Raw genomic sequence first — 24,319 nt, forward strand, 5'->3', positions numbered from 1 at the left:
ACGGTTTTCATCAGCGGCTCTTTTCTACTCATATCGTAGTATCAATGCTGGTCGCATGCCTGCAGCTCTAAGGGCTAGAGCTGCCACTGTAAGCCAAGTGTTCCCAACAACTATCAGTGCAGCAATGCCATATATCCACATCGCTTGATCGATTCGGTCATTGAAGTTCGCAAGCCACTCACCAACAAGCCAATAGGCAAGTGGGTACGCAATGGTCATGCTCACAGCAACTAAAGTCAGAAAGTCTCTTGCTAACATATTGACGATGCTCAGGCTTGATGCTCCTAGCACTTTACGCACAGCTACCTCTTTTTGCTTCTTTAACACAGTAAAAGACGTGAGACCAACCACACCTAATATCGCAAGACACAATGTGAGTAAGCTGAATGTTTGCACAATCTGAATAAAACGAACATCTTCGTTAAAGTTTGCGCTAAAATTCGCCCCTAAATCCTCAATATCAGGCTCATAAATACCCAACCTTGAAGCGAGCAGCTGGGTAAGCTGTTGCGTCACATGTTGTTGCTTTGATTTATCGACTTCTATCAAAATAGCGGCGGTTGGCACTAGGCTGTACCCTGGTAACAGCATCGCCACAGAGTTATTGCGCTTAGCATCGCCAATTTGTATATCTTTCACCACTCCCACCACCGTCATATTTAACTTTCCACGACGCATGGTTTCTCCTACGATGTGCTGAGGTGAAGTGAAACCTGCTAACTTAGTAACAGATTCAGTGACGATAATACTAATAAAGCGCTCATTTCCTCGTTGTGTATACCAATCTGATGCGTACTTTGGTGCAAAATCCCGTCCTGCGATCAACTCCAAGCCGAGTTGCGATACGGCATTAAAACCAACACCTATACCCGCAATAGCCTCTGCTGACTCTTCACCATTTGGTAATATGGGGTTGAAACTGTATTGAATATCATGGGTTAAATCCGTATCAAGAGGGCCTGCCTGTTTCACTCCGTCAATATTTCGCACTGCATCTAGAAAAGGTGAGTGTGGACCAGCCAAGATAGCTTCTTTCGGTAGCTCTCTTATGTATAAACGATTTTCCACGTTGTAACCTGGTGATAAGGTTTGTAAAAAGCTGAGTTGCCGAGGTAGTGTTATTGCACCAATGATTAACGCGATGGCGACAATAAACTGAGACATAAGCAATATCTTTCGCAGCCATATTGCACCGCCAGATAACGAAGATTGGCCCGACAACATTAATTTCGGATTTAATTTTGAGAGATAGAGGGCAGGATAAATTCCAGCTAGCAAACTGACAATTAGTGATAACACCACCAGAAGTCCTCCTTGCCAACTGAAAAAAGTAAAATGAAGCGTTCTATCAACCAGATGATTAAAATTAGGTAAGCTCAACTCAATCATTGCTGCACTAACAATGAGTGTTACTAAAGCAACTACCAAAAATTCGCAAATAAATTGCCAGAATAACTGTGCTCTTGAAGCACCAAGTGACTTGCGGATCCCTACTTCTTTAATACGACAACCACTTTGCGCAATGCTCAAGTTAATAAAGTTGATGGCAGCGACGCTCAATAAAGCAAAACTGAGTATTACACTCACAGTGATGGCTTGAACATTTCCGCCAGCGCGCATCTCAGATAGCTCATCATGATATAGGTGCAGATCCACAAGGGGCGTTAAATTAATCGATAACACATCTTTTTCATCCCCTAGCACAAATAAATCCGTAACAGTCTGCTCCAGCTCTGGAATATTACTGGTGTTATTGAGACGTAAGTACACATAATGCATGTGCATATATAAGTTTTCGCTGGTCTTGTTGGTGTAAATCAGACTATCGAATGCAAAATGAGTATTAGGGGGCAGATCTTCAAAAACTGCAGCAACTGTGTATACACCCCCTTTATAATCTAAACGTTGTCCGACTACATCAAGGTGCCCAAACAAACGCATGGCTTCGGAGCGACTCAATACCAGTTGCTCCGGTGTACTCAACGCCTGTTCAATATTGCCCTCCAAGACGTCGAGGTCTATGAAACTCATGATATTACTTGAAGCAACATATAAATTATTTAACTGAAAAGACGTTTCACCAAAGCGGACATACCCTAGCGCAGGGTCATAATTTTTTGCACGAAATAACGCAAACACGTCGTCTACTTGTGCAAGGCCTTTCGCTTTTAGTAAACGGGGATAGTTAACGGTTGGAATAGTGCCAAGGCCTAGTGGTGAAAAGTCTACCCCGGCGCGATATACGCGTTCAGCACTTGGCTGAAATCGATCGAAGGATAGCTCATGCAAGGTGTAAAGTAATATCAAAAATGCAGCGGACACGCCCAATGAGAAACCCAAAACATTGAGGGCAAAGTGGAGTTTTTGTTTCTTCGCTACTCGTAACGCAGTACTTAAGTTGACAATCAACATTCTTCTTCCTTAAACGCAAGAAGCGGCCTCACTAGGCCGCGCAAAAGGTGTACTATTCATATCGTAGAATTAGTGACGGACGCGTACTCGCCGCTTTAAAAGCAAGGGTAGCGACGGTTAACCAAGTGATCCCAGCAACGACTAAAGCTGCAATACCGTATATCCACATCGCCTGCTCTATCCTATCGTTAAAGTTTGCGAGCCAGTCACCCACTAACCAATAGGTTACTGGGTACGCAATCGCGATACTGACTGCCACTAATGAAAGAAACTCTTTCGCTAGGATATTCACAATGCTCAAGCGTGATGCGCCCAAGACTTTGCGCACAGCCACTTCCTTTTGGCGGCGAGCAGTCGCAAAGGATGCCAGTCCAAAGGTTCCTAAACACGTCAGGAATACCGCAAGACCAGTAAAAATCAATACAACTAGAGAAACTCGCTCATCATCACGCAAAATCGCTTTATAATTATCTGACATGAGGCTGATATTCGGCTCATAAAGGTTGGCGCTCTTAGCAAGAATCTCTATCACTTGATCTTGCACATAGGCTATGTTTTGAGCGCTTACCGTCATGATGATTTCACCCACCGTACTTTGACTAAATCCGCACAGAAAAATGATATTAGAGCTTGCGTCCTGGGCGTTCCCCACTTTTACATCAGCCACAACGCCCACAACTCGCATATTCAAACCGCGACCTTTGTCCAAAATAGTCTGGCCTATAATATCTTGGTAGTTTGAGAAACCAGCTTGCTTTGCAACCGTTTCAGTTATGATCGCCCCAACGTTAGTACCGTTACCATCTTGAGATGCCCAATCTGCAGCGTATGTACGGCTAAAGTCACGCCCTGCGAGTAATGTCAGCCCTAATCCTTCAACCAAATTAAAACCAGCGCCAATAGTCGGCGTGATCCCCTCTGATTGTTCTCCATTTGGCCACGTTGGTGAAACACTGCTATTGATTGATACAGTCAGTTTCGTATCGATGAAATTCAATGCTTCAACACCATCGATTGCTGTAAGTCTATTCATTAACACAGTGGGTTCTTTCGAAAAAATAGACTGTTTCGGTAAATCTGAGACCACAACGCGTTGCGCTGTTTCGTATCCCAGCGGTAAACCTTGCAGGTGTTTTAGCTGCTGTTGTAGCGTTACAGAGGCGATGATCAAAGCAATTGATAATGCAGCCTGAAAGGTCAGTAGACTTTTACGCACAAAGATTGCCGTATTTCCTCTTTGCAAATCACCACTGAGTACACGCTTTGCACTGAAAGATGAAATAAATAGTGCTGGATATAGCCCTGCACCAACACCAACAGCAATCGCCACAGCAATGACTGCAACGCTCAACATTGACATGTAATCGACAACTAATGCGCGATCCACAAGTTGATTAAAGCTCGGTAAACATAGCTCAACTAGAACGCATGCAATAATCATTGACAATAATGACACCAACACAGACTCAGCCAAAAACTGAATAACCAGTTGCAACTTGCTTGCACCGAGTGCCTTGCGCACACCAACTTCTTTAGCACGCTTTGCAGACTGCGCAATGGTCATATTAATAAAGTTAAAACCTGCGATAAGAATAAGAAGTACGCTCAACCCTGCACAGATAACGACAACCTGCTCAGTTCCTCCTGATTTCATCTCGAATGGTGATTTAGCAGTGAGGTGAAGATCACGTAATGGGTGTAGCTCAATAGCAAGCTTGCCTTTCATCGGGCCATCAAAGTATCTATCGGTAAATATTTGCGCAAGCTCAGGTACGTCTGTATTTTCGGTGAGCTTAAGATATACATAACTTGAGTTGATATCTAAATTAGATAAGTCGTGCTCAATATAAACTAAGCTTTTGAAGGAAAAGTGCGTATTTTCAGGCAAATCCTTAAATACAGCCCTCACGGTGTATTGGCCGTCTTTGAATTCAAGTGTTTCCCCTTCAATATTAATCGTACCGAAAATTCGCAACGCTTCAGACTCATTTAACGCAATACTATTTGGCACACTCAAAGCGTTGCTTAAGTCACCAGTTAATATATCAACCTCAATAAAGTCTTGGATATTTGGGGTAGCCCCTAACACTTCTGTTAGCTTGTAGCCTTGGCCATTATGCTGAACATCGGTTTCAGCTTGATTTGTCCAGTCAACTTTTGTGAGTGCAAAAACAGACTCGATCTGACTATATTGCTCCATCTCTTTAGCGCGGGGGAAGTTAGAAATCGGTATTACAGCCAGCCCCAGCTTTGAATAGTCCTGTCCGATACGGTAAATACGCTCAGCATGAGGTTGCTGGCTATCGTAAGATAGTTCATTTTTTGCAAACAGTGCGACCAAAATTGCCGCAGCTAAGCCCACACTAAGCCCAACGACATTTAAAATAAAATGCTGTTTTTGCTGCTTAAATGTACGCAATGCCGTGATTAGGTAATTCGTTATCATTATGCTACCTCTACTTTTGGCGGTTGCCTCACTGAATTGGCTTTATCGAGCATTACTTGGCCATCGAGAAGGCGTACAAGCCTATCCGCGTATGACCCTTCTTTTTCTGAGTGCGTTACCATGATCACGGTTGTACCTTCGCGGTTTAGCTCGCGTAACATCGCCATGACTTCTTCGCCGTTTTTGGAGTCCAAGTTACCCGTTGGCTCATCCGCTAAGATAAGTTTAGGGTTAATAACCAGCGCTCTTGCAACCGCCACACGCTGCTGCTGACCACCAGAAAGCTGCTGTGGTAGATGATCGGCGCGATGATCGATGGCAACGCGCTTTAAAATCTGCTCTACACGCTGCTTACGTTCACTTTTTGAGATATTTTGGTATTGCAGCGGTAGCTCAACATTTTCAAACACCGTTAGCTCATCAATCAGGTTAAAACTTTGAAATACAAAACCAATAGACGCTTTACGTAGCTGTGAGAGCTGTTTTTCGCTATAGCCCGCAATGTCCGTGCCCGCAAACTCAAACTGCCCAGATGACGGTGAATCCAACATCCCTAAGATGGATAATAAAGTAGACTTACCACACCCAGACGGGCCCATGATGGCGACAAACTCGCCTTCATTAACGGTTAGGTTAATATCGTTTAGCGCAGTAGTTTCAACGTCTTGAGTACGAAATACACGGTTTAGGTTAGTTAGTTTTATCATTGTTATATCCTTAGAAATTGAGTTGTTGCGCTTTGTCGAAGTTACTGTAGCTTGAGGTGATCACTTGCTCACCTTGCGATAGCCCATCTAACACTTCGTAATAATCTTGACTCTTCTTGCCTAAGCGAATGTCACGGCGCTCAGCGGTTTTGCCATCACTTGCCAACACGTATACCCAATTACCGCCAGAGCTTGTAAAAAAGGCACCTCGCTTTAGCAGTAAGGCATTTTCTTTGTTACCACCAAGCATCAGTTCTACATCTAGGCTTTGGCCGCGTTTGATGTCGCTAAGACCGCTTGGTAGCGCCACTTCTACCTGAAATTGAGATTGTGTTACACGGCTATCAATTTTGCTCACCTTGGCACTGACTAAGCCGCTGTCTAACATCACATTCACTGCCATATCCGGTTGTACTTGATTTAAATAAAACTCATCAAGGCGCACGACCAACTTGTATTCATTCGGAATGTCAATTTGGCCTAACCGCGCTCCTTTACTCTTTGACTCACCAATTTCAACATCCAACTCACTCAAATAACCCGATACCGGCGCTTTGATCAGTAGGTTTTCAAGGTTTTTACGGGCAAATTGCAAGTTTTTCTGTAGCATCTCAGCACTGTCTTCTAGCTGTTCGACTTGCACTTTACGAATAGAGTTTTCCTGCGTTTGGCGCTCTAACGTCAGCTCCTTTCGGGCCTTGTAATACTGTAAATCGTCCTCAATTTCAGATAGTCTGTCGGTTGCCAGTACGCCTTTCTCAACGAGTGGTTTAGATTGCTTATAACGGCGTTCCAAATGGCTAATTTGTAGGTCAATCTCCAGCAAGTCACGGCGTAGATTAAGCCGACTGGTTTCCATCGTCATTTGGGTGTTTCTCAGGAAGTTAAGTTGCTCTGTTACTTGTGCCTCACGGCTCATCACGTCTAACTGTAAACTGGTGTTACTCAATCTCACTAATGGCTGACCTGCCTCAACAAACTCACCCTGCTCCACCAAACGCTCTTCTACTTGGCCACCCGCGATGGTATCTAAGTAAATAGTGGTTTTTGGTACGACTTGACCACGCAAGCTTAGTGCGTCCACAAACGCTCCCTTGCTTACAGTACTCACCGTTAGGCTACTCAGCACGAGATTTTGACTACGACCTGAAGAGGCAGTGTTATTGAATGCCAATGCCGCTGCAGCAATGCTCAGTAGTACACCACCTGCCACCGCTTTTTTAAGATGTTTTTGTAATCCTGAACGCTCTATTTTCTTATCCATAATCACGCCTCTTGTTCTTAGTCAGTTAAATCGTTTTATCGAATATGCGTAACTAATATCAAGCACCGTGCCAAGATTTGTTTTTCATTAAAATACAATAAGTTAAATATAAAATCTTATATTTCAAGAATAGTCAGTGTCCGGAAATAGAACACATCAAAAATCACAAAGTGTCCATAAATGAACACTTTTCGTAGACGAAGTGTAAACGATTGCGGTACGCTAAAAGAAAAATAAAGCGATCAGGATATGAAGCAGGAAGGCACCATATTAATTGTCGACGACAACAGCGATATATTAATTGCAGCAAAGCTTTTGCTAAAAAAGCATTATCAAACCATCATCACCACAGATAACCCCTTTGATATAGAAGCGCAGATTACATCGCAGCAAATAGATGTGATCTTGCTCGACATGAACTTTAGCCAAGATGCCATTAGTGGCAAAGAAGGCTTTTATTGGTTAAAGAAAATTGTCGAACAAGACCCAAGTATCGTGGTGCTGTTAATGACCGCTTATGGCGATATTCAACTTGCTGTCGATGCGATAAAAGCAGGCGCCGCCGACTTTATCGCTAAGCCGTGGCAAAATGACCAACTACTCGGTGCGGTTGCCGCCGCATTTGCCCATGCCAAAGACAAGCAGCAAGTTGGTAAGCTCACTCGTCAGGCACAAGGGTTAAATCAGGCACTCAATCAATCTAGTGGTAGCCATCAATTTGCCTTTCTAGGCCAAAGCCAGGTAATGCAAAAGGTGTTTAGTACTATAGAACGCGCAGCACTCACTGATGCCAACATTTTGATCACTGGCGAAAGTGGCACGGGCAAAGAGCTTGCAGCCCACGCCATTCATCAGGCGAGTATGCGCCACGACAAGACCTTTATCAGCTTAGACATGGGCGCTATCTCCGAAAGTTTGTTTGAAAGCGAACTATTTGGTCATAAAAAAGGGGCGTTTACCGATGCGAAAAGCGATAAGGTCGGTCGCTTTGAGCTTGCACACGAAGGGAGTTTGTTTTTGGACGAATTGGGCAACCTACCAATGAACCAACAAACAACGCTACTTGCAGCGCTACAAAATCGACAAGTCACTCCTGTGGGCGGCAATAAGCCCATTTCAGTGGACATACGACTTATCTGTGCCACCAACGACAATCTGCAACAAGCGGTTGATGAAGGTCGTTTTAGGCAAGATTTATTATATCGGATCAATACCATAGAGATCCGTCTGCCACCGCTTCGCGAACGTGCCGACGATATTCCACTGCTCGTAAACTACTACCTAGAGCACTTTTGCCACAAGTATAAAAGGCAGCTTGAGGTAAATAGCAGCGACATGCAGTGTTTACAAACCTATCCGTGGCCGGGTAATGTCAGAGAGCTCGCACATGCTATCGAGCGTGCGGTGATCTTAAGTGAAACCGAGTTTTTAGATATCAGTACTGTAATTGGTACTAACCACTCGGCGGCGCAAGCCGGTAAGGAGGATACCTCGGACCCCAATGCACTCACTTTTGAGGGTACTTTCAACCTTGAAGAGATTGAGCAACGTACGGTGCGTGCAGCGCTCAAGCATTATCAAGGCAATGTCTCAAACGCAGCCAAAGCGCTCGGGTTAACCCGAGGGGCAATGTATCGTCGCTTAGAAAAGTACGATTTGTAGGAAGGAAAGAAATGACCCGCCTCGCTCACCACCCCACCCTTATTTTTTTCTTTACTATCATTGGCCTAGTAATTTCCAGTAGCCTCTCGCTATATTTGTATATACAAGGTGGATTTTCGGCAACTTGGCTGCTGATCACCCTTATTACCATCGCGTTTATTTCAACCTTATACTTCCAATTTAACAAGCAAAACAAGCATATGGGTTTTGTACTTAAGTCTTTAGCCAATGGCGATAGCTCCTTAGGATTAAGCCAACATCACCCCATGCGGCAGCACTTAGAAGAGATAAAAACGCGGATCCAAAGCGCACGTTTGAGCGCCGAGCAGCAGGCTCACTTTTTACAAACCTTGTTAGTGCATATCGACTTAGCGGTTTTGGTGCTCGACAGCGAGGGGAAGGTTATAGAGTCAAATCCAGCGGTAACCCGGCTACTCGGTAAACCCATTAATCACAGCGAAGATTTAGAAGATATCGCACCACTGGTTAATGAATGCGATAACAGTTTGAAAACGATAGCAAATTGGCAGTATGGCGAACAACAAGATAACTTGTCTATACAAATAACTTCAGCACAGATCCAAGGGCAAATTCGTAAAATTGTCACCTTACAATCTATTCGAGATGCTTTACAAAACAAAGAGCAGCAAGCCTATAAACGCCTCACCAAAGTGCTTACGCACGAAGTCGCTAACTCTATTACACCTCTGTCATCCATTGCACAAACCTGTGAGGGACTCTTGCCCGACACATTGAGTTTTGACGATGAAGAAGATAAACAAGACCTCGCATTAGCGTTGCAAACACTGGCAAAACGCACTGAGTATCTGGGCGCTTTTATCGCCCGTTTTAGAACGGTGAGTAATTTACCCAGCCCAGCGCTGCAACCTGCCCAGCTTGCGCCGCTTGTAGAGGGTATTTATCAGTTACATCAACAAAGCTGTCATCAAGCAAACATAGACTTACAGCTTGATATTAGCCACTCTCAACTGGTGATGTTAGATACAGCTCAGATTGAGCAAGTGCTTATTAACTTAACCAAAAATGCCATTGAGGCGGTCCGGCAAAACAATGACTCAAGTCAGCAAAACGCGCGCCAAGTGGTGTTGAAAACTGGAGCAAATAACGCAGGCCAGCACTATATAGAAATAAGCGATAATGGCCCTGGCATTGCCGAGCATGTCGTCGACATGATTTTCGTACCGTTTTTTACCACTAAACAGCAAGGCTCTGGGATCGGTTTAAGCCTCTCGAGACAAATCATGATTAATCATGGCGGCGACTTAATTTACCTTCAGCGCGAGCAAGGCGCCTGCTTTAGATGTGTATTTGGTTAACTAACCTGAGCCATGGGTAAGGCACAGCTTACCTTTAGTTCAAGGTAAATAAGACGACAGGCCAAATCATCCTTGAGGATTTGTGAACTTATAAAAAGTCGGTAAACTAACAGTATCTAATTTAGGGAAAAGTTCGTGCACACCGTATATAAACCTATTCTTACTATTACTGGAGTTGGCTGGACCGCCGTCATCATATTTTTAACCGCAATCGACTTACTGCACGATTGGGTTGAGATAGAAAGTGAGCGGCTGAATAACCCGATCTGGTGGGCCTTGCAGGAATGGGGGCTTTGGTATATTTACACGCCAATTCTCTTCTTATGGCTAAATAAACTCAGCCAACAGAATAAGGTATATTGGCGCAATTACCTTGTTTGCTGCTCGGTTTTATTCGTACTGAGCATGTCTATACAAGCTGGGTTCGACTATCTCGTTTATCGCGATGATATTCCCTATACCTTGTATTATTTTGCGCCATTACATCCGCTGGTGATCTACGTCTGCTTTATGATTTGGCACAAGTTTATCCGTATTGAAAGCAACGAAGAAAACAATAGCATCGCGATAAATCAACGTTTGCTTGTGGATTTAGGCGGCGATAAGTCATTTGTACAGATCAAAGACATAGTGCACATAGTGGCTGCTAAAAACTATGTTGAAATTCATACCGAGTCACACCAATACCTCAAACGAGCAACCCTATCTCAGTTTGAAGCCATGCTGCCCACCGATCTATTTGTGCGCACCCACCGCTCTTATTTAGTTAATCTGGCCTATGTTGAGCGTATCATCACCAAAGCGTCAGGTAATGCCATCATCAAGTTATCAACGGGCGCGCAAATTAGCTTGAGTAAAGGCTATAAGAAGGCTTTGAAGTCACGCTTTGATACGCTTTCTCAGGCTGCATAACACCAGCGAGCGACGTGAACCCGCTTACGGTGTCCCGTCGATCCGTCCCATAGAACCACCTTACGTACCTAATAATTTGTTTTATCTGCTTTTTTATTTTTAATAGCGCAATGGAGAGCTTTTTATTCACAGAGGAACAATGACACGATTTCATCCCTCCACGGCAGCCTATTACGCTTTAATGAGCGTCATAAGTAGCAGCGTTTACGCCAATATGGATAACTTAAAACCGAGTGTTTACACTGGAAATTCTTTGCAACAATTTGCTGCACAAGATGTACTTGCAGTCATAGAGCGCTTACCGTCATTCACACTCTTAGAGCAAAATGGTGAGCGCGGTCTCGGTGGTAGTTCAGCCAATATTTTATTAAATGGTATGGAGATCCGCGTAAAGTCCGGGTCGGTCTCGGAGTATCTAAAACAACTTCCCGTTGATCAAATTACTGCGCTAGAAGTTTATCTAAGCCACCACCCATTCCCTTCACTTAAGCAATATAATCAAGTTGTTAACGTCATTCGTGATGAAAAAACCAATGCCTATAATTGGCAACTAGGTAGCACACTCAACGCCAGCTCCTCGATTGGCATCACGGCAATGGCAGGGTTTATCTTACCTAAAGGGCAGTGGACGCATAGTGGCCATATTCAAGCTCAGGATGAGCCATTTAAAAGTACCAATAAAGGTCAACTGTTTGCGTCTAGTAATACTCTCGAGGAAAAGAGCGAAGAAACATTTAGAGAGCAAAGTGAGCGAATAACACTCTCACTTACCAGCCACAAAACCATGCAGGATGGCGCCCTAACGCTCAATGTTCAGGCTGTAAAAGACAACTTGCAGTCGCAATACGAATGGCTGTACCGCACACCAACTTCATCCAGCGATATTGAATCTGCGTTTTCGCAAGAGCGCGATAAAGCAGACACAACCGAAATGTCTATCGATAGACAGTGGCAAGGTCAGCGCTGGAGCACACAGCTTACAGGCTACTACTCAAAACAAAAGAATGAGTTACACATGCTTGATGGTCTCTCTGCGCAACTTTCAACACCGAGCTTTACACAGTATAAGCGTACTGACGAGCGAGTAATTCGCCTGATGGTAAACGACACTGTCTCGGAGTATGGTCTTGAGGCCAGTATTAATCGAGTAAATGCCAACACACTATTACCCAAGGAGCAGTTACACAGCACGATAAAAGAGCTAAGTCTTGAGCCCTTTGCTGCTTTTACTTGGTCGCTTTCACCCAAATGGCGGTTATACAGCAAACTGGCAGCCGAGCAGGCTACACTTTCGACCAATAGCAGTAAGAGTGAAGATATTCAGCACCTCATCACCAAGCCGCTGGTGCGATTAAATTATGACGCGACAAAAAGCACTCAGTTTACAACCACCTTAAAGCATGAGGTGGAACAGCTCGATTTTTCACTTTTTTTACCTGAGCTCAACGCAGGATTTGGCCGCTTACAGTTTGGCAACCTTGAAATAAAGCCTATGCAGTACACTGAACTTGCGCTGCAAATTGATATTGAAGAAGGTGAAATATGGCGTTTTAACGTTAAACCTTTTTATCAGTGGCAAAAAGATGTGCATGAATATCAGCAAGATAATCGAGGTGAAAGCATAATTGCAAATGCCGGGGATGCCACACTTTGGGGGCTAGATGGTGCAGTTAATCTAGACTTATCAAGCTGGATCAACAACAGCCAGATCAATCTTGATTATAGTTATCGAGACGCATCATACCGTGACATACTCACAGGCAAGCGTGCGATTAACGGAACTGTTCCACATAGGGCTAGCATGCTATTTCGACAAGGTTTTAGCCGTTTTTCTTGGAGCGTAGAGATTTCCAGTGGGGATAGTTATCGCGAATATTACCCAGACGAACAATTTATTGAGTCAGGCTCATTGCAATTGGCTTTGCAAGCGCAACTTCAAGTAAGCCAGCGAGTTAAGCTCAACCTAGAAGCTTCGCCACTAACGTCTAGATACGAATATCGACGCCTGTATCACAACGCCTCACGGGCGGGCAGCGTAAGCGCCGTGGAAATGATTCGTGAACGTGTACCACCGGAGTTTGCGTTTACGCTCAGTGGTAGTTGGTAGGCCGATACTAATCGCGCCTATTAGCCCCACTTTTATTGCCTCACTGTTATTTTGTTTTGGCCGTGTTAGCAGCATGGTGTTATTACGTGAAACGATTTATTTTAGTTTGCAACTAGATTACAACTTTCATCTTTCTTGGTTTGAACTTATCTATTAATATCAAAAAGATGCTTGGAGCTTGGTGTTCTTTATTGCCGTTATAACTGGTTATCGATTTAGTATTTCTCATATACTTGGCGAAGCACGCCCAATAACACCACTAAGCAATGAAGATGAAATACCATTAATGTCTCTAAGGTTGTGAGTATTACGCCGCTCGCCAGTGGTGACAGTGAAATCGCATTGCAAAGTGGGAAAGTATTAACACTCTCGAGAACCTATAAAACACGATTTAAGCAACAACTACGCCTTGAGTAAGTGAGCAGACGCAATTACCAAGTAACCGAGTGTTATTGCGTTAATTCCATTAATCAATGCTAAATGCTGTAACGCTAAAGTTCATTTTGTATCCATTTCATCGCTCTACACTACACAGCCGCAACAGGTAAGGTGCCTATTTTTGCATTTGCACCGAATTTATATACAATCTTATGCGGTTCAGATGCCTCATTGGACTGTATAATAAAAGGATAATAAAAAAGGCTCTATGAAAAACCTCATCACTCCATTACTTGCAGCAATTTTGCTTCTAAATGGCTGTAGCCAAATACAGCAACCTCAACAGGATGAACCTACGCCAGATAACTCCGTGCGACCTGTCGTAAACAAACCAAAAAATACAGTCAAAGACGAAGCTGAAACCGTAGTTAAAGCATCGTATGATCCACTCGCTACAGATGATTTGTGGCTACGTATTAAAGATCAGCTCAGCTTTGCCGACTCCAACGATAAGCGTGTAAAACAACGGATTGATTGGTATCTCAAGCATCCAAATTATATGGATACCATCAGTGAACGAGCAGCGCCGCTACTTTATTACTTAGTGGAAGAAGTCGAAAAGCGTGATATGCCAATTGAACTTGCGTTGATGCCACTAATTGAAAGCGATTTTAATACCCACGCCTACTCTCACAAGCACGCTTCAGGCTTGTGGCAACTAACGCCGCTAATTGCTAAGCATTATGGCGCCAAGATCAACGCTTGGTATGATGGTCGCCAAGATATCGTAGACTCGACTCGCGTCGCATTGGACTTTTTGCAATATCTCCACAAACGTTTTGATGGCGATTGGTATCATGCCATTGCCGCTTACAACACGGGTGAAGGTAGAGTGCTTGCGGCTATTGAACGTAATAAAAAAGCAGGTAAACCAACTGACTTTTTTCATTTGAAGTTACCGCGCCAAACAAGCCACTACGTACCAAAGCTACTTGCGGCATCACAGCTGCTAAAGCATGACTTGATGAAGTTTCCTAAGATCCCTAATCGCTCGCTAATCAGCGTTATTAAACTCGAACAGCAAGCCATTTTATCTGATCTTAAAGGCTGGAAAGAGGTCGAAGTATTGAACCCAGGCTATGCACGTTTTCCTGCATTACTCGGTGGTCCTGAGCATATTGTCGTCCCCACCGCGCGCGTATCAGAGTGGCAAACCATGCTCACAGACTTACCAAAAATGCCCGCAGATACATGGCAACATTATACAATTCGCCGCGGAGACTCTCTCAGCACTATTGCAAAGCGCTACTCGCTAACCGTCGCCGAGTTAAAAGCCTTTAATCAATTAAAGAGTGACCGTATTCGTGCAGGGAAAAAGCTAATTTTGCCCATACTAGCTGACAAACAACTAGACTATAAGATAAAACACGGCGATAGTTTATGGCGCATTGCGAAACAATTTAATGTCAGCGTCACAAAGCTAAAGCAATGGAATCAGCTATCGACAGATAGATTGAAAATTGGAGATACGTTACTGGTATTTCTGTCGCCTTAAAGCGTAATATCATTTGGATAAATATGTCAGACCATAATAATAACTCTCACTCTGAAGATGTTACCGAAGAGAGACTCACGGAGCGAGTGCGCCCGCCAGCACCGAGCTCAAGACAAGCGAGAGGTAGTTTTAAACTCTCTCGCTCTAAAATGAACACCATTTTAGCCTTATGCGCTATGTTTATCTCAGCAGCGTCGTTTTATGCCACTTATCTGCAAGCCAAGGCTGCTCAAGAGCAGGTTTCCGCGGCCGAAAAGCAGCTAAAAACTGAAACCTGGCCTTGGCTACAGTTTAGCTATAGCAACTTTGATCTAGACTCCACTCAAGCAACGATTAGAGTAGACATCCGTAACTCGGGGACCGGGCCTGCCATAATCCACTACATTAAGTACGAGTTTGATGGCGAAAATTACTTTGATGTAACCGAGCTTATGGACGCTTGCTGCAACCTTAACGCCTATCAAGCAGCGCTTAGAGATGCCCAAGACGAAGAATCAAATATCAATTATCTAAAAAAGTTTGGTTGGTATGTTTCCAGTGCACCACAAAAAATCTTGCTAGCAGATGGTGACACTTTCAACATCTTCACTATGCCAAAAAGTAATTTTAACCGTGGCTTATGGGATAAAATAGATGCCCATAAAATGAATTTTAAGGCAGAGGCCTGCTACTGTTCTATACTAAAACAGTGCTATACCACAAATGAAAAAGCAGTGATCACTGAGGTACCTAGTTGTTCAATGACACCGATAAATTCTATCAGCGAGTAATCACGCACCTCATGCAGTTTGAAGGTGAAGTGCTACATTTGTACCTAGATGTGAATGCCAATCCAACGATTGGTGTTGGCTTTCACATGCAAAGTGTTGAGCAATTCTGCCAATTACCAATGCGAGATAGGCGCTCCAAACGCTCTGCAACACTACAACAAAAGCGCGATGAATATCGCAATATAAAGTACAAGCCAAGCGGCTACAAAGCTTCTTGGTATGCTCAACATACCGAGCTAACGTTGTCGCCCAAGGCCTCTAAAAAGTACCTCATAGAGCAGATTAAAGAATTTGAGCGGCACTTAATCCATTTTTTTGCCAAGCAAGATGCTGGCAGCATTCCTTATCAACTATTACCGACGCCCGCTAAGATTGCGTTGCTGGATATGGCTTATAACCTTGGTACCAGTAAGTTATTTTTGGCCTTTCCTAATTTGATTAAAGCCGTCAGCGCACAAGATTGGCACAGCGCAAGTAAAGAGTGTAGCCGTCTACATATTAGCCCAGCACGAAACGAAGCCACCAAAAAGCTATTCCTCAAGTGCGATAAATACAAACGCTATCAACTGACTTGGTTCGAAACTTTGGTTAAAAGGCTAAAGCGTTGGTTATCTTAAAGGTCAGTTCAGAAAAAAGGACTCAATAGGGTCGTAAATCAAGCCATGCTCATTGCGGTGAGAGTGATAGAGGTGAAATTTTTTTACCGTCAGCGAAAAGGGCTCTATTGGCTTTGCCACAGTCGGCTCTGGCTTACAATTTCTAAATAGCGTGATATGTGGAGAGAACGGATGCGGGTTATGATAGAGGTCGCATTTTTCTCCAAAAGCCCGTAATGGATTGGCGAGATCAAGCAAAGCTTGTGGTTTTTGTTCGGGCTTAAAGTAAAAAATGCCATTGTGTTGCCAGTAGCCATAGTCACTAAAGGTGAGTGCAAATTTAGGCACAGATAAACTACTGGCAAAATCACAAAGCTCAGCAACTTTTGATTCCTCCACCATGGCAAGAAACGCCAGTGTAAGATGCCAATTACTTGGTTGTGTATTGGCTTTACTGGCACTCACGCTATCCACCAGCCACTGACCGATATGTGCTCGAGTGTCGTCATCCATGCCAATACCAAAAAATAATCGCTTTTGCATCTTACACCTTTACCTTAAGGCTTAATAAACTAAGGCTTAACTAACCGTTTCCCTACTAAAGTTAGCATAACCCCAGCAGAGAAGCATAATAAGCCAACAAATTGCAACCAGGCGTTTTCTACACGCTCACTAAATTTAGGGCCTTGAAAACGATAGTGCCTTCTACCATCGGTTACCGATTCGGTATAAGCGCCCCCTTTATAGTCTGAGAAAAATACCGTTTTTTTGTCTAAACGTTTCGCCATGGCAAGCTGAACTTGCTCAAAAAACTCACGGTCACCATTCTTACTATGAGGAACGAGATATGCGTGCCATTTGTTGTATAACTCAACGGGCTCGCCAGCTTGCAATACACCCTGAGATTCATACTCAAACAGTTTTTCACTAAAAAATATCTGTTTGTAGCCACTCCAAAATAACCCGACACCAAGAGACACTAGCAAAATAGCTAATACCGCAAGTTGCTTATATTGCTTTTGTTTTGATTGTTGGTGTTGCTTATACCAATATTCGATGTCTGGTATTTGACTTAGTTCTTCACGCTTTCCTTGTGTTGAAAGGGTTTGCATACACTCGTCTAAAGATAAATTCAGCGCCGTTAGTAACTTTCTAAATACCTCGTTAGAAGGCACAGACTTGTCGTTTTCTAGTTTAGATAAATAGCTTTGCTCAACACACATTTGCTCCGCTAACTGGGGTTGGCTCAAGCCTTTTTGTGTCCGGATCTGTTTTATAAAGTGTCCTAGTGTCATCACGGTCATCCTCGTTTATTGTTGTTGTGACCCGGCACATTCTTGGCAATTCCTTGATAAATACCAAGTTGAATATTCAGGAATAAGCATGAATATCATAGCATTACGAAATATTCATGGTTTGAATTGGAGTTTTGATTAAAACGTATAATAAACAAGCCCACGTTCAGATCAATACAATGCCTTTTGGTGCAGCCGTGCGCGAAACTCACTAGGCGTGCACGCCTTCAACGCTTGAAAACGACGATTAAAGTTAGAAATATTATTAAAACCACATTGATCCGATATCACACTAATGGGAGAAGCTGAGCTAATTAATAGTTTACAGGCCTTGGCAATACGCAGCTGATTGATAAATTCCGTCACAGTACGCTCCGTGCGCTTTTTAAAGAAACGATGAAAGTGATTGGTGCTCATGTGCACTTGCTGTGCAAGCTCATCGGCGCTTAATTTGTCGGTGTAATTGTCATAGATATAGGCAATGACCCGGTCGAACTTGTCTTTCGCAGGATCATGGCGGGCGTCAAAGCGAAAGCCGCTACTGGCTAAATGTTGATAGTTCGATGTCGTCATCCGCGTTAGCATTTCGAGCAAAAGCACAAAGCGCATTAACGGCTCGGCATCCGCGATTTGCTCGAACCACTTTTTCGCTTGTCTTGCGACTTCCACAGGAAATTTGACGCCACGGCGCGCAGCATTTAACAATTCAGATAAGCCTTGTAATTCAGGGTGCTGAGCCACTAAAGACTCCAACCAGTGCGCAGGTATTTGTGCAACATGGACAACATGAGCGGAGTGATCGGGATTCGGTTTTGACTGCCAAGTATGTGGTAAGTCAGGCCCTAGGATAACCAAATCTAAGTCTTCGTAAGGGGCAATATGATCACCCACATGACATACACCGACACTGTTGAGCGTCAAACAAATCTCATATTCTGGATGATAGTGCCAATTAAAGGGAATTTCGGGCAATTGATACAGACAATAACGCCATGAGCATCCAGGGGATGGCAATACTTTCTCGTACATCGCGCGCATAGCAATTTCCTTTTACATTAATAAACTTATTTAAATCGGTATGTTATAAGTTTTTATGACCACCGTTCATTACACCTAATTGCACATCATGCAAATTCAATCACTCAACAATACTAATCTATCGAAATATAGCGATTGCCTAGAGTACAGTGAAGTATTTTTGTCAAATTACGCTCATTTAAGCGTGAAAAGTATCACTAGTAGATAGAAATATACCGCTTAAAAAACACTCAAGGCGATACTCTAGCTTCTGCCAACAACAAATAGGAACAATGGGCAGAACAATGAAAACAACTAAGTTGAAGCAATTTAAATTGAATAAACTTGCCGCCATCGTGACAGCAAGTACCTTCTCACCCCTGTTACTCACCGCTGCACCATCAGCATTAGCCGAAGAACAAAGCGCAACAGAAAAAGTCGAAGTGATTGAAGTAAGAGGCATTCGCCGCTCGCTTGAAGCTTCAATGAACACCAAGCGCTTTGCAGACGGTATTGTTGATGCTATCACCTCGGAAGATATTGGTAAGTTTCCCGACAAAAACATTGGTGATGCGCTACAACGTATTTCAGGGGTCACGGTAGACCGCCAATATGGCGAAGTCAGCGGTGTTACCATTCGTGGTACCGCACCAGAGCAGTCGCGCATTTTGTTAAATGGCCAATCCGTTGCCAGTACCGACTGGTATGATTTGGGGCCATCCACACGTACTTTTAACATGGAGTTGTTGTCTGCAGAACAAGTTTCGGCAGTGAACGTCTACAAAACACCTGAAGCAAACATTGAAGAAGGTGCGCTGGGTGGCACGGTAAACCTCGTCACACGTAAACCACTGGACCTAGATGCACACACTTACATGGTGTCGGCAGAAATGGGCCGCTCTACCTTGTATGATGAAAATGATTTAAGCGGATCGTTTTTAGGTAGTTGGAAGAGTGATGATGAAAAGTTTGGTGTTTTGGCCGCTTACTCACTTGAGCGGTTAACGTCTGGTCGCCATGTAATAGAATCTATCGGTTCATATACTAAGCAGTTTGAAGCTAACCCTGATACCAATCAAGTCGATCATATTTCTGCATGGGCCATTGGTTCACAAGCATTTAGAGCTGAGCGAGAGCGCACCAGCGCACAGCTCACCGCACAATTTGCGCCAAGTGATAACATCGAATTTGCGGTAGATTATTTCAACTTTGAATTCGACAACCCACATGTTAACCATAACTTTCTTACCGTTACTGGTCGTGGCGCAGGGACGACTGATGTGGCAACCAATGATGCAGGCGGCGCTCAGCGTGCCAGAGTATTACCTGCTTACGCATCAATTATCTATAACCCTACTATTCGTAACGCCGTAAATATGGAAGTCGATGTCTTAAACTTCAGTGGTAAATACGTCGGCGATACTTTCGAGGTAAGCGGTGTTATTGGTCGATCTACATCTGATGGTGGTACGCAGTTTGGCTCCTCAAGTTGGTGGATCCCAGCAACCGATGAAGGAGACAAAATTGGCGATCCAGCTTTCCCTAATGGTCAAAATAGTACCGATGGTGGCTTTACTTATGATGCCACAGGCCCTTATCAAATTTGGTTTGACTCGTTAGATCCGAGCGATGCCTCCCAGCTCAAATTTGCTCATGAATCAAACTTCCAAACGACAGTTCAAGAGCATGAAGTAAGTTATGCACAAGCCGATATCAAGTGGATGTTAGAACACGATTACTTCAAGAACATCAAAGCGGGTGTGAAAGTAAACAAAAACGAATTTTCACGTATCGCACTCCAAAGAAATCCAGCAGATGTAATTGGTTTTGTTCCTGATGGTAACAGCTTAGCTAATTGGAGTGATGGTATTTTTACCAATCTTCATTCGCAAACAGGCGGACATATCCTTAACTCATACGCCAAGATCGATGAAGACAAATGGTGGGATTTTATCACTGGCAAATATGAGGCGGGTGAATTAATCGAGCAACAAGACCTTGGTAAGACTTACAATGTTGAAGAAGATATGCTCGCTATTTATGTGCAAAGTGATTTCAGTGGTGAAAACTTCCGCGGTAATATCGGCTTGCGATATGTGGATACAGAGCAACAGTCCACAGGTTATGTCGATAACACAGTATTCGATGAAACGGTTGACTACGACAACTGGCTACCGAGCATCAACTTCGCTTATGACTACAGCGACGATATTATCATCCGTGCGGCCGCCTCTAGCGTGATGTCTCGAGTTAACTACAACGACTTAAAGCCAGGTCTAGCGATTGATGCCAACTTTGGTTCTGCCACCGGTGGTAACCCGAATCTTAAACCATATGAAGCAGACCAAGCGGATATTGGCGTCGAATATTACTTTACCGAAGCTTCCTTGTTCTCAGCAGCCATTTTTGTGAAGAAAATTGACAACGTTGTCTTTTCTACCGAAGCGATCGAATATGTAGACGGATGCGGTACCGACCCTTCTAAATATGATCAATGCCGAGTCACACGCCCACGTAGTAACGGAGACGGTGACGTAACAGGGATAGAACTGCAGCTTCAACATAGCTTTGATAATGGCTTTGGCTTTATTACTAACTACACCTACGTGGATAGTGAAACCACCACACCAGATAATGCAAAAGAAATGGTGCCAGGTGTATCTGAAAACTCATTTAACGGCTCACTATTTTTCGAAAACGAGCAATTTAGTGCACGTCTTGCCTACAACTGGCGTAGTGAGTGGGTTGGCCTAGGTGCAGCACAAGCCGTACGCAACGACAGCTACCAACAATGGGATGCATCTTTGGTGTGGCATGCGATGGAAAATCTGGATGTCAGCTTAGAGGGTGTTAACCTGACCAATGAGGTTATTCAATCTTACGACACCAAATATAACTTAACGCAAAACACCATCGAATTTGGTACGCGCTATTACCTTGGCGTCAGCTATAAGTTCTAACCTCGGAGCCCCAGTCCCTTGCGACTGGGGTCATGTGCCTATGAAAACAATACAGTCACTCACCATCCTTGGTGGTGGTACAGCCGGTTGGATGTGCGCAGCCTACCTTGCAAAGCATCAACCCAATTTATCAATTACGGTGATTGAGTCATCAAAGATTGGCAGAATTGGCGTTGGCGAGGGCTCAACGCCGCATTTGCAGCTTTTTATGCAAAGTCTTGGTGTGAAAGAACGCGATTGGATGCCCGCATGCCAAGCCAGCTATAAAACCGGGATCTACTTTGATAATTGGAATGGCGACAATGGTAGCTACTTCCATCCTTTCTTCTCTGAAATGGATGCCAAAACAGCGGAAGTCTACTTTGTCAACGCCAACGCCAGACGTCGTGGTAACGAATATATAGATAAGCCCGAACATTACTTTTTAGCCGCAGTACTGGCCGGGAAGCAACAAGCACCACTGCCACAGCGCCCATTACCAAGGGCGCTTGAGTACGGCTATCACTTTGATGCGCAAAAACTCGCAGATTGGTTAAGAGCATTTAGCCTAGCGCGAGGCGTAAAACATATTCAAAGTACGGTGAGTAGCGTACAGCATCATGCACGGGAAATTATGGCACTGACACTTGAGTCGGGTGAGCAGGTGAAAAGCGATTTTTACGTCGATGCCTCAGGGTTTAACGCCCTACTGATAGAGAAAACGCTCGAAGTACCCTTTATTTCCTTCGCCGATCAGTTACTCAATGATTCAGCGGTCGCGATTGCTGGCGCTAAAACAAACCCGCTACCTTCAAGCACTTCTGCTATCGCGATGCCGTGCGGCTGGCGCTGGCAGATCCCGCTACAAGGCAGAACCGGACATGGTTACGTATACAGCAGCGCTCATACCACCCCCGAAGAGGCTGAGGCTCAACTGCGTCAAGCCGCGCAACTCGATAAAGGACAAGCCAAGCATCTCACCATGAAAGTGGGCATGATGGCTCGCTGTGTTGAAGGCAATGTGTTTGCTATTGGCCTCGCGCAGAGCTTCATTGAGCCACTCGAAGCCACCGCGCTGATGGTCACAGGTTATAGCATTGAGTTATTGAGTAGGCTGCTTTCGCAACAGCTTGAGGCACAAGCCATCAATCAACAACTGTCAGAACTGGTGCTCGGTATTAAAGAGTATGTACTGGCACATTACGCCACCAGCAAGCGCGCAGATTCACCGTATTGGCAAGATGCGAAAGTCGCAGCATTGAGCTTAAACGAGCTTGATGAGCTGCTCACACACTGGCGTAGCGGTGCTGATTTTGATGCTTGGCTCAACCAACACAAGAAGCACTCTCCCTATATTCGTCCCAGTTGGTATTGCTTACTTGGCGGCATGGATCATCGCGATAGCACCTGCCAAATGCCCTTTGATCAAGCGCCACAGCATATTGAACAGGCGGCTAAGGCCTACCTTACAAAGCTTAGTGATGAGCATTTTACTGCCCATACAACTGCACTGGAACAATTACAGCGAGCACAAGCATTCCGTGCATAACCCAATTGCGGGTGGTGGAGAGATTCCCCTTGATCTTTTTGTTTGTCTGCCCACAAGCGAGATCGCCACGCCATCACCCGCTCTCTAATGAAGGTGGAAATACAACATGAAAAAAAGCTACCTGGTGATTGCCTTAGTATTGGCAACCTTTTTTACGGTGTCCTTTATCACCAATATTTTAGGCGCGATTTTTCCAGCATTAATAGAAAGTTACAGCATAGGTCTAACGCTCGCGGGGTTTTTCCCGTTCGCCTTTTTTATCGCTTACGGTGTGATGTCTATTCCAGCGGGACTGCTAGTTCAGCGTTTTGGAGAAAAAACCGTTATGCAGCTTGCATTTACCCTTGCTGCAATTGGCGCAACGACCTTTGTGCTAATGCCAACGTTTGCCATTGCCATGGTTGCGTTGTTTATGCTCGGCTGTGCCATGGCATTGCTGCAAGTGGCTATCAATCCACTATTACGCGCTAGCGGTGGTTCAGAACACTTTGCCGTACTTTCAGTGTTTGCGCAGTTGATGTTTGGTGCTGCCGCGACACTCGCGCCTCTGATGTATAGCAAACTACAGTCTCAAGTCACCACCGCAGAGGGATTTGGCGGAGCGCTGTCTGGTGTTATCCCAGCAGATAAAACTTGGCTAAGTATCTATGCGGTATTCGCTACCCTGAGCATCGTGATGCTATTGCTGTCGCAATTTACACCATTTAGCGCGGTACCCGAGCAGAAAAAGCAGCAGCTGAGCTGGTCACAAAGTATCGGCTTTTTTAAAGATAAAACCGTACTGAAATTTTTTGCCGCCATCGCCGCTTATGTCGCGCTAGAACAAGGTGTAGCTAACCTGATTTCCGTCTTTTTGCAGCAGTATCATGGCCTAGATCCAACCACCGAAGGCGCAAAAGTGGTGAGCGAATTCTGGTTATGCCTAACCTTAGGTTGTTTACTTGGGCTGGCACTACTTAAACTCATTGATGCACAAAAGCTTTTGATTTTATTCAGCTCTGGCGCCGCTATCGCACTGTTAAGTGCGTTATTCGGTAACACTACCGTGGCGCTTATTGCTTTTCCAGTTGTGGGATTCTTTCTCTCCATTATGTGGTCGGTCATCTTTGCTCTGGCATTAAATTCATTCAAAACCGGCCATGGCGCAATCACGGGGATTTTATGTACCGGGATCATTGGCGGTGCATTTATGTCTCCCATCATAGGTTTTGCGGCTGAATTGAGTAACAACTTACAGCTTGCTGCCCTGCTACTCCTACTGCCACTTAGCTATATTCTGAGTGTTGGTGTATGGGCTAATCCTTTGATTAAAAATAAGACTTTTGGCAATAGCCGAAAGACGCTGTCTCAACCTCTAAATGAAAATAGTTAAA

At 44.3% G+C, this 24,319-nt stretch carries 17 protein-coding genes; 10 read left to right on the top strand and 7 right to left on the bottom strand.

Annotated elements, in window-relative coordinates; genetic code table 11:
- Positions 1-24: 24 nt before the first annotated feature.
- Genes CWC29_RS16370 through CWC29_RS16385 form a run of 4 tightly spaced genes read right to left on the bottom strand, consistent with a single transcriptional unit; the run spans position 25 to position 6,829 of the window.
- Entirely contained in the window at positions 25-2,412 is a 2,388-nt protein-coding gene (locus CWC29_RS16370; RefSeq protein ID WP_138524517.1) for an ABC transporter permease, read from the bottom strand.
- Between the two features lie 52 nt (positions 2,413-2,464).
- On the bottom strand, positions 2,465-4,858 hold the full coding sequence (locus CWC29_RS16375; RefSeq protein ID WP_138524519.1) for an ABC transporter permease: 2,394 nt from the start codon (positions 4,856-4,858) through the stop codon (positions 2,465-2,467).
- On the bottom strand, positions 4,858-5,565 hold the full coding sequence (locus tag CWC29_RS16380; protein ID WP_138524521.1) for an ABC transporter ATP-binding protein: 708 nt from the start codon (positions 5,563-5,565) through the stop codon (positions 4,858-4,860). Before CWC29_RS16380 ends, CWC29_RS16375 begins: the two co-directional genes overlap by 1 nt.
- A 10-nt stretch (positions 5,566-5,575) precedes the next feature.
- A complete protein-coding gene (locus CWC29_RS16385) occupies positions 5,576-6,829 on the bottom strand; it encodes an efflux RND transporter periplasmic adaptor subunit (RefSeq protein WP_138524523.1) in 1,254 nt (417 codons plus the stop codon).
- A gap of 249 nt (positions 6,830-7,078) precedes the next feature.
- On the opposite strand from CWC29_RS16385, the gene CWC29_RS16390 reads away from it, so the two are divergent.
- The 7 genes from CWC29_RS16390 to CWC29_RS16420 all read left to right on the top strand — a co-directional run bounded on the left by CWC29_RS16390 (position 7,079) and on the right by CWC29_RS16420 (position 16,167).
- Complete coding sequence (locus tag CWC29_RS16390; protein WP_138524525.1) at positions 7,079-8,491, top strand: sigma-54-dependent transcriptional regulator; 1,413 nt, start codon at positions 7,079-7,081, stop codon at positions 8,489-8,491.
- 11 nt (positions 8,492-8,502) lie between these two features.
- Positions 8,503-9,828, top strand: coding sequence for a sensor histidine kinase (locus CWC29_RS16395; protein WP_138524527.1), 1,326 nt, complete (start codon positions 8,503-8,505; stop codon positions 9,826-9,828).
- A gap of 135 nt (positions 9,829-9,963) precedes the next feature.
- Positions 9,964-10,740, top strand: a complete 777-nt coding sequence (locus tag CWC29_RS24125) for a LytR/AlgR family response regulator transcription factor (RefSeq protein WP_128727224.1) — start codon at positions 9,964-9,966, stop codon at positions 10,738-10,740.
- Positions 10,741-10,879: 139 nt separating this feature from the next.
- A complete protein-coding gene (locus tag CWC29_RS16405) occupies positions 10,880-12,847 on the top strand; it encodes a TonB-dependent receptor (protein WP_138524529.1) in 1,968 nt (655 codons plus the stop codon).
- A 646-nt stretch (positions 12,848-13,493) separates the two neighbouring features.
- A complete protein-coding gene (locus tag CWC29_RS16410) occupies positions 13,494-14,780 on the top strand; it encodes a LysM peptidoglycan-binding domain-containing protein (protein WP_128727222.1) in 1,287 nt (428 codons plus the stop codon).
- Between the two features lie 23 nt (positions 14,781-14,803).
- Positions 14,804-15,550, top strand: coding sequence for a hypothetical protein (locus CWC29_RS16415; RefSeq protein WP_128727221.1), 747 nt, complete (start codon positions 14,804-14,806; stop codon positions 15,548-15,550).
- Positions 15,551-15,561: 11 nt separating this feature from the next.
- The gene (locus CWC29_RS16420; protein WP_128727220.1) at positions 15,562-16,167 is read left to right on the top strand and encodes a lysozyme family protein; all 606 of its coding nucleotides are present in this window, start codon (positions 15,562-15,564) and stop codon (positions 16,165-16,167) included.
- Between the two features lie 3 nt (positions 16,168-16,170).
- Here CWC29_RS16420 and thpR read toward each other — a convergent pair whose 3' ends face one another.
- From thpR to CWC29_RS16435, 3 genes are all read right to left on the bottom strand, one after another.
- Complete coding sequence (thpR, locus tag CWC29_RS16425) at positions 16,171-16,689, bottom strand: RNA 2',3'-cyclic phosphodiesterase (protein ID WP_128727219.1); 519 nt, start codon at positions 16,687-16,689, stop codon at positions 16,171-16,173.
- Between the two features lie 29 nt (positions 16,690-16,718).
- Positions 16,719-17,441, bottom strand: coding sequence for a helix-turn-helix domain-containing protein (locus tag CWC29_RS16430; RefSeq protein WP_138524531.1), 723 nt, complete (start codon positions 17,439-17,441; stop codon positions 16,719-16,721).
- 171 nt (positions 17,442-17,612) lie between these two features.
- Positions 17,613-18,479, bottom strand: a complete 867-nt coding sequence (locus CWC29_RS16435) for a helix-turn-helix domain-containing protein (protein ID WP_128727217.1) — start codon at positions 18,477-18,479, stop codon at positions 17,613-17,615.
- Positions 18,480-18,763: 284 nt separating this feature from the next.
- Here CWC29_RS16435 and CWC29_RS16440 point away from each other — a divergent pair, with 284 nt between their 5' ends.
- The 3 genes from CWC29_RS16440 to CWC29_RS16450 all read left to right on the top strand — a co-directional run bounded on the left by CWC29_RS16440 (position 18,764) and on the right by CWC29_RS16450 (position 24,318).
- On the top strand, positions 18,764-21,418 hold the full coding sequence (locus CWC29_RS16440) for a TonB-dependent receptor (protein ID WP_138524533.1): 2,655 nt from the start codon (positions 18,764-18,766) through the stop codon (positions 21,416-21,418).
- 40 nt (positions 21,419-21,458) lie between these two features.
- The gene (locus CWC29_RS16445) at positions 21,459-22,946 is read left to right on the top strand and encodes a tryptophan halogenase family protein (RefSeq protein ID WP_138524535.1); all 1,488 of its coding nucleotides are present in this window, start codon (positions 21,459-21,461) and stop codon (positions 22,944-22,946) included.
- A 106-nt stretch (positions 22,947-23,052) separates the two neighbouring features.
- Positions 23,053-24,318, top strand: a complete 1,266-nt coding sequence (locus CWC29_RS16450; RefSeq protein WP_138524537.1) for an MFS transporter — start codon at positions 23,053-23,055, stop codon at positions 24,316-24,318.
- Position 24,319 lies beyond the last annotated feature (1 nt).

This window comes from Pseudoalteromonas galatheae, from assembly GCF_005886105.2.
In the GTDB taxonomy this organism is placed as follows: domain Bacteria; phylum Pseudomonadota; class Gammaproteobacteria; order Enterobacterales; family Alteromonadaceae; genus Pseudoalteromonas; species Pseudoalteromonas galatheae.

Bases quoted from the DNA above. Each gene is read 5' to 3' on its own strand.
- CWC29_RS16430 (WP_138524531.1), bottom strand. From the start codon at position 17,441: ATGACACTAGGACACTTTATAAAACAGATCCGGACACAAAAAGGCTTG.
- CWC29_RS16440 (WP_138524533.1), top strand. From the start codon at position 18,764: ATGAAAACAACTAAGTTGAAGCAATTTAAATTGAATAAACTTGCCGCC.
- CWC29_RS16380 (WP_138524521.1), bottom strand. From the start codon at position 5,565: ATGATAAAACTAACTAACCTAAACCGTGTATTTCGTACTCAAGACGTT.
- thpR (WP_128727219.1), bottom strand. From the start codon at position 16,689: ATGCAAAAGCGATTATTTTTTGGTATTGGCATGGATGACGACACTCGA.
- CWC29_RS16410 (WP_128727222.1), top strand. From the start codon at position 13,494: ATGAAAAACCTCATCACTCCATTACTTGCAGCAATTTTGCTTCTAAAT.
- CWC29_RS16385 (WP_138524523.1), bottom strand. From the start codon at position 6,829: ATGGATAAGAAAATAGAGCGTTCAGGATTACAAAAACATCTTAAAAAA.
- CWC29_RS16405 (WP_138524529.1), top strand. From the start codon at position 10,880: ATGACACGATTTCATCCCTCCACGGCAGCCTATTACGCTTTAATGAGC.
- CWC29_RS16450 (WP_138524537.1), top strand. From the start codon at position 23,053: ATGAAAAAAAGCTACCTGGTGATTGCCTTAGTATTGGCAACCTTTTTT.
- CWC29_RS16395 (WP_138524527.1), top strand. From the start codon at position 8,503: ATGACCCGCCTCGCTCACCACCCCACCCTTATTTTTTTCTTTACTATC.
- CWC29_RS16375 (WP_138524519.1), bottom strand. From the start codon at position 4,858: ATGATAACGAATTACCTAATCACGGCATTGCGTACATTTAAGCAGCAA.
- CWC29_RS16370 (WP_138524517.1), bottom strand. From the start codon at position 2,412: ATGTTGATTGTCAACTTAAGTACTGCGTTACGAGTAGCGAAGAAACAA.
- CWC29_RS16390 (WP_138524525.1), top strand. From the start codon at position 7,079: ATGAAGCAGGAAGGCACCATATTAATTGTCGACGACAACAGCGATATA.
- CWC29_RS16445 (WP_138524535.1), top strand. From the start codon at position 21,459: ATGAAAACAATACAGTCACTCACCATCCTTGGTGGTGGTACAGCCGGT.
- CWC29_RS16435 (WP_128727217.1), bottom strand. From the start codon at position 18,479: ATGCGCGCGATGTACGAGAAAGTATTGCCATCCCCTGGATGCTCATGG.
- CWC29_RS16415 (WP_128727221.1), top strand. From the start codon at position 14,804: ATGTCAGACCATAATAATAACTCTCACTCTGAAGATGTTACCGAAGAG.
- CWC29_RS16420 (WP_128727220.1), top strand. From the start codon at position 15,562: ATGCAGTTTGAAGGTGAAGTGCTACATTTGTACCTAGATGTGAATGCC.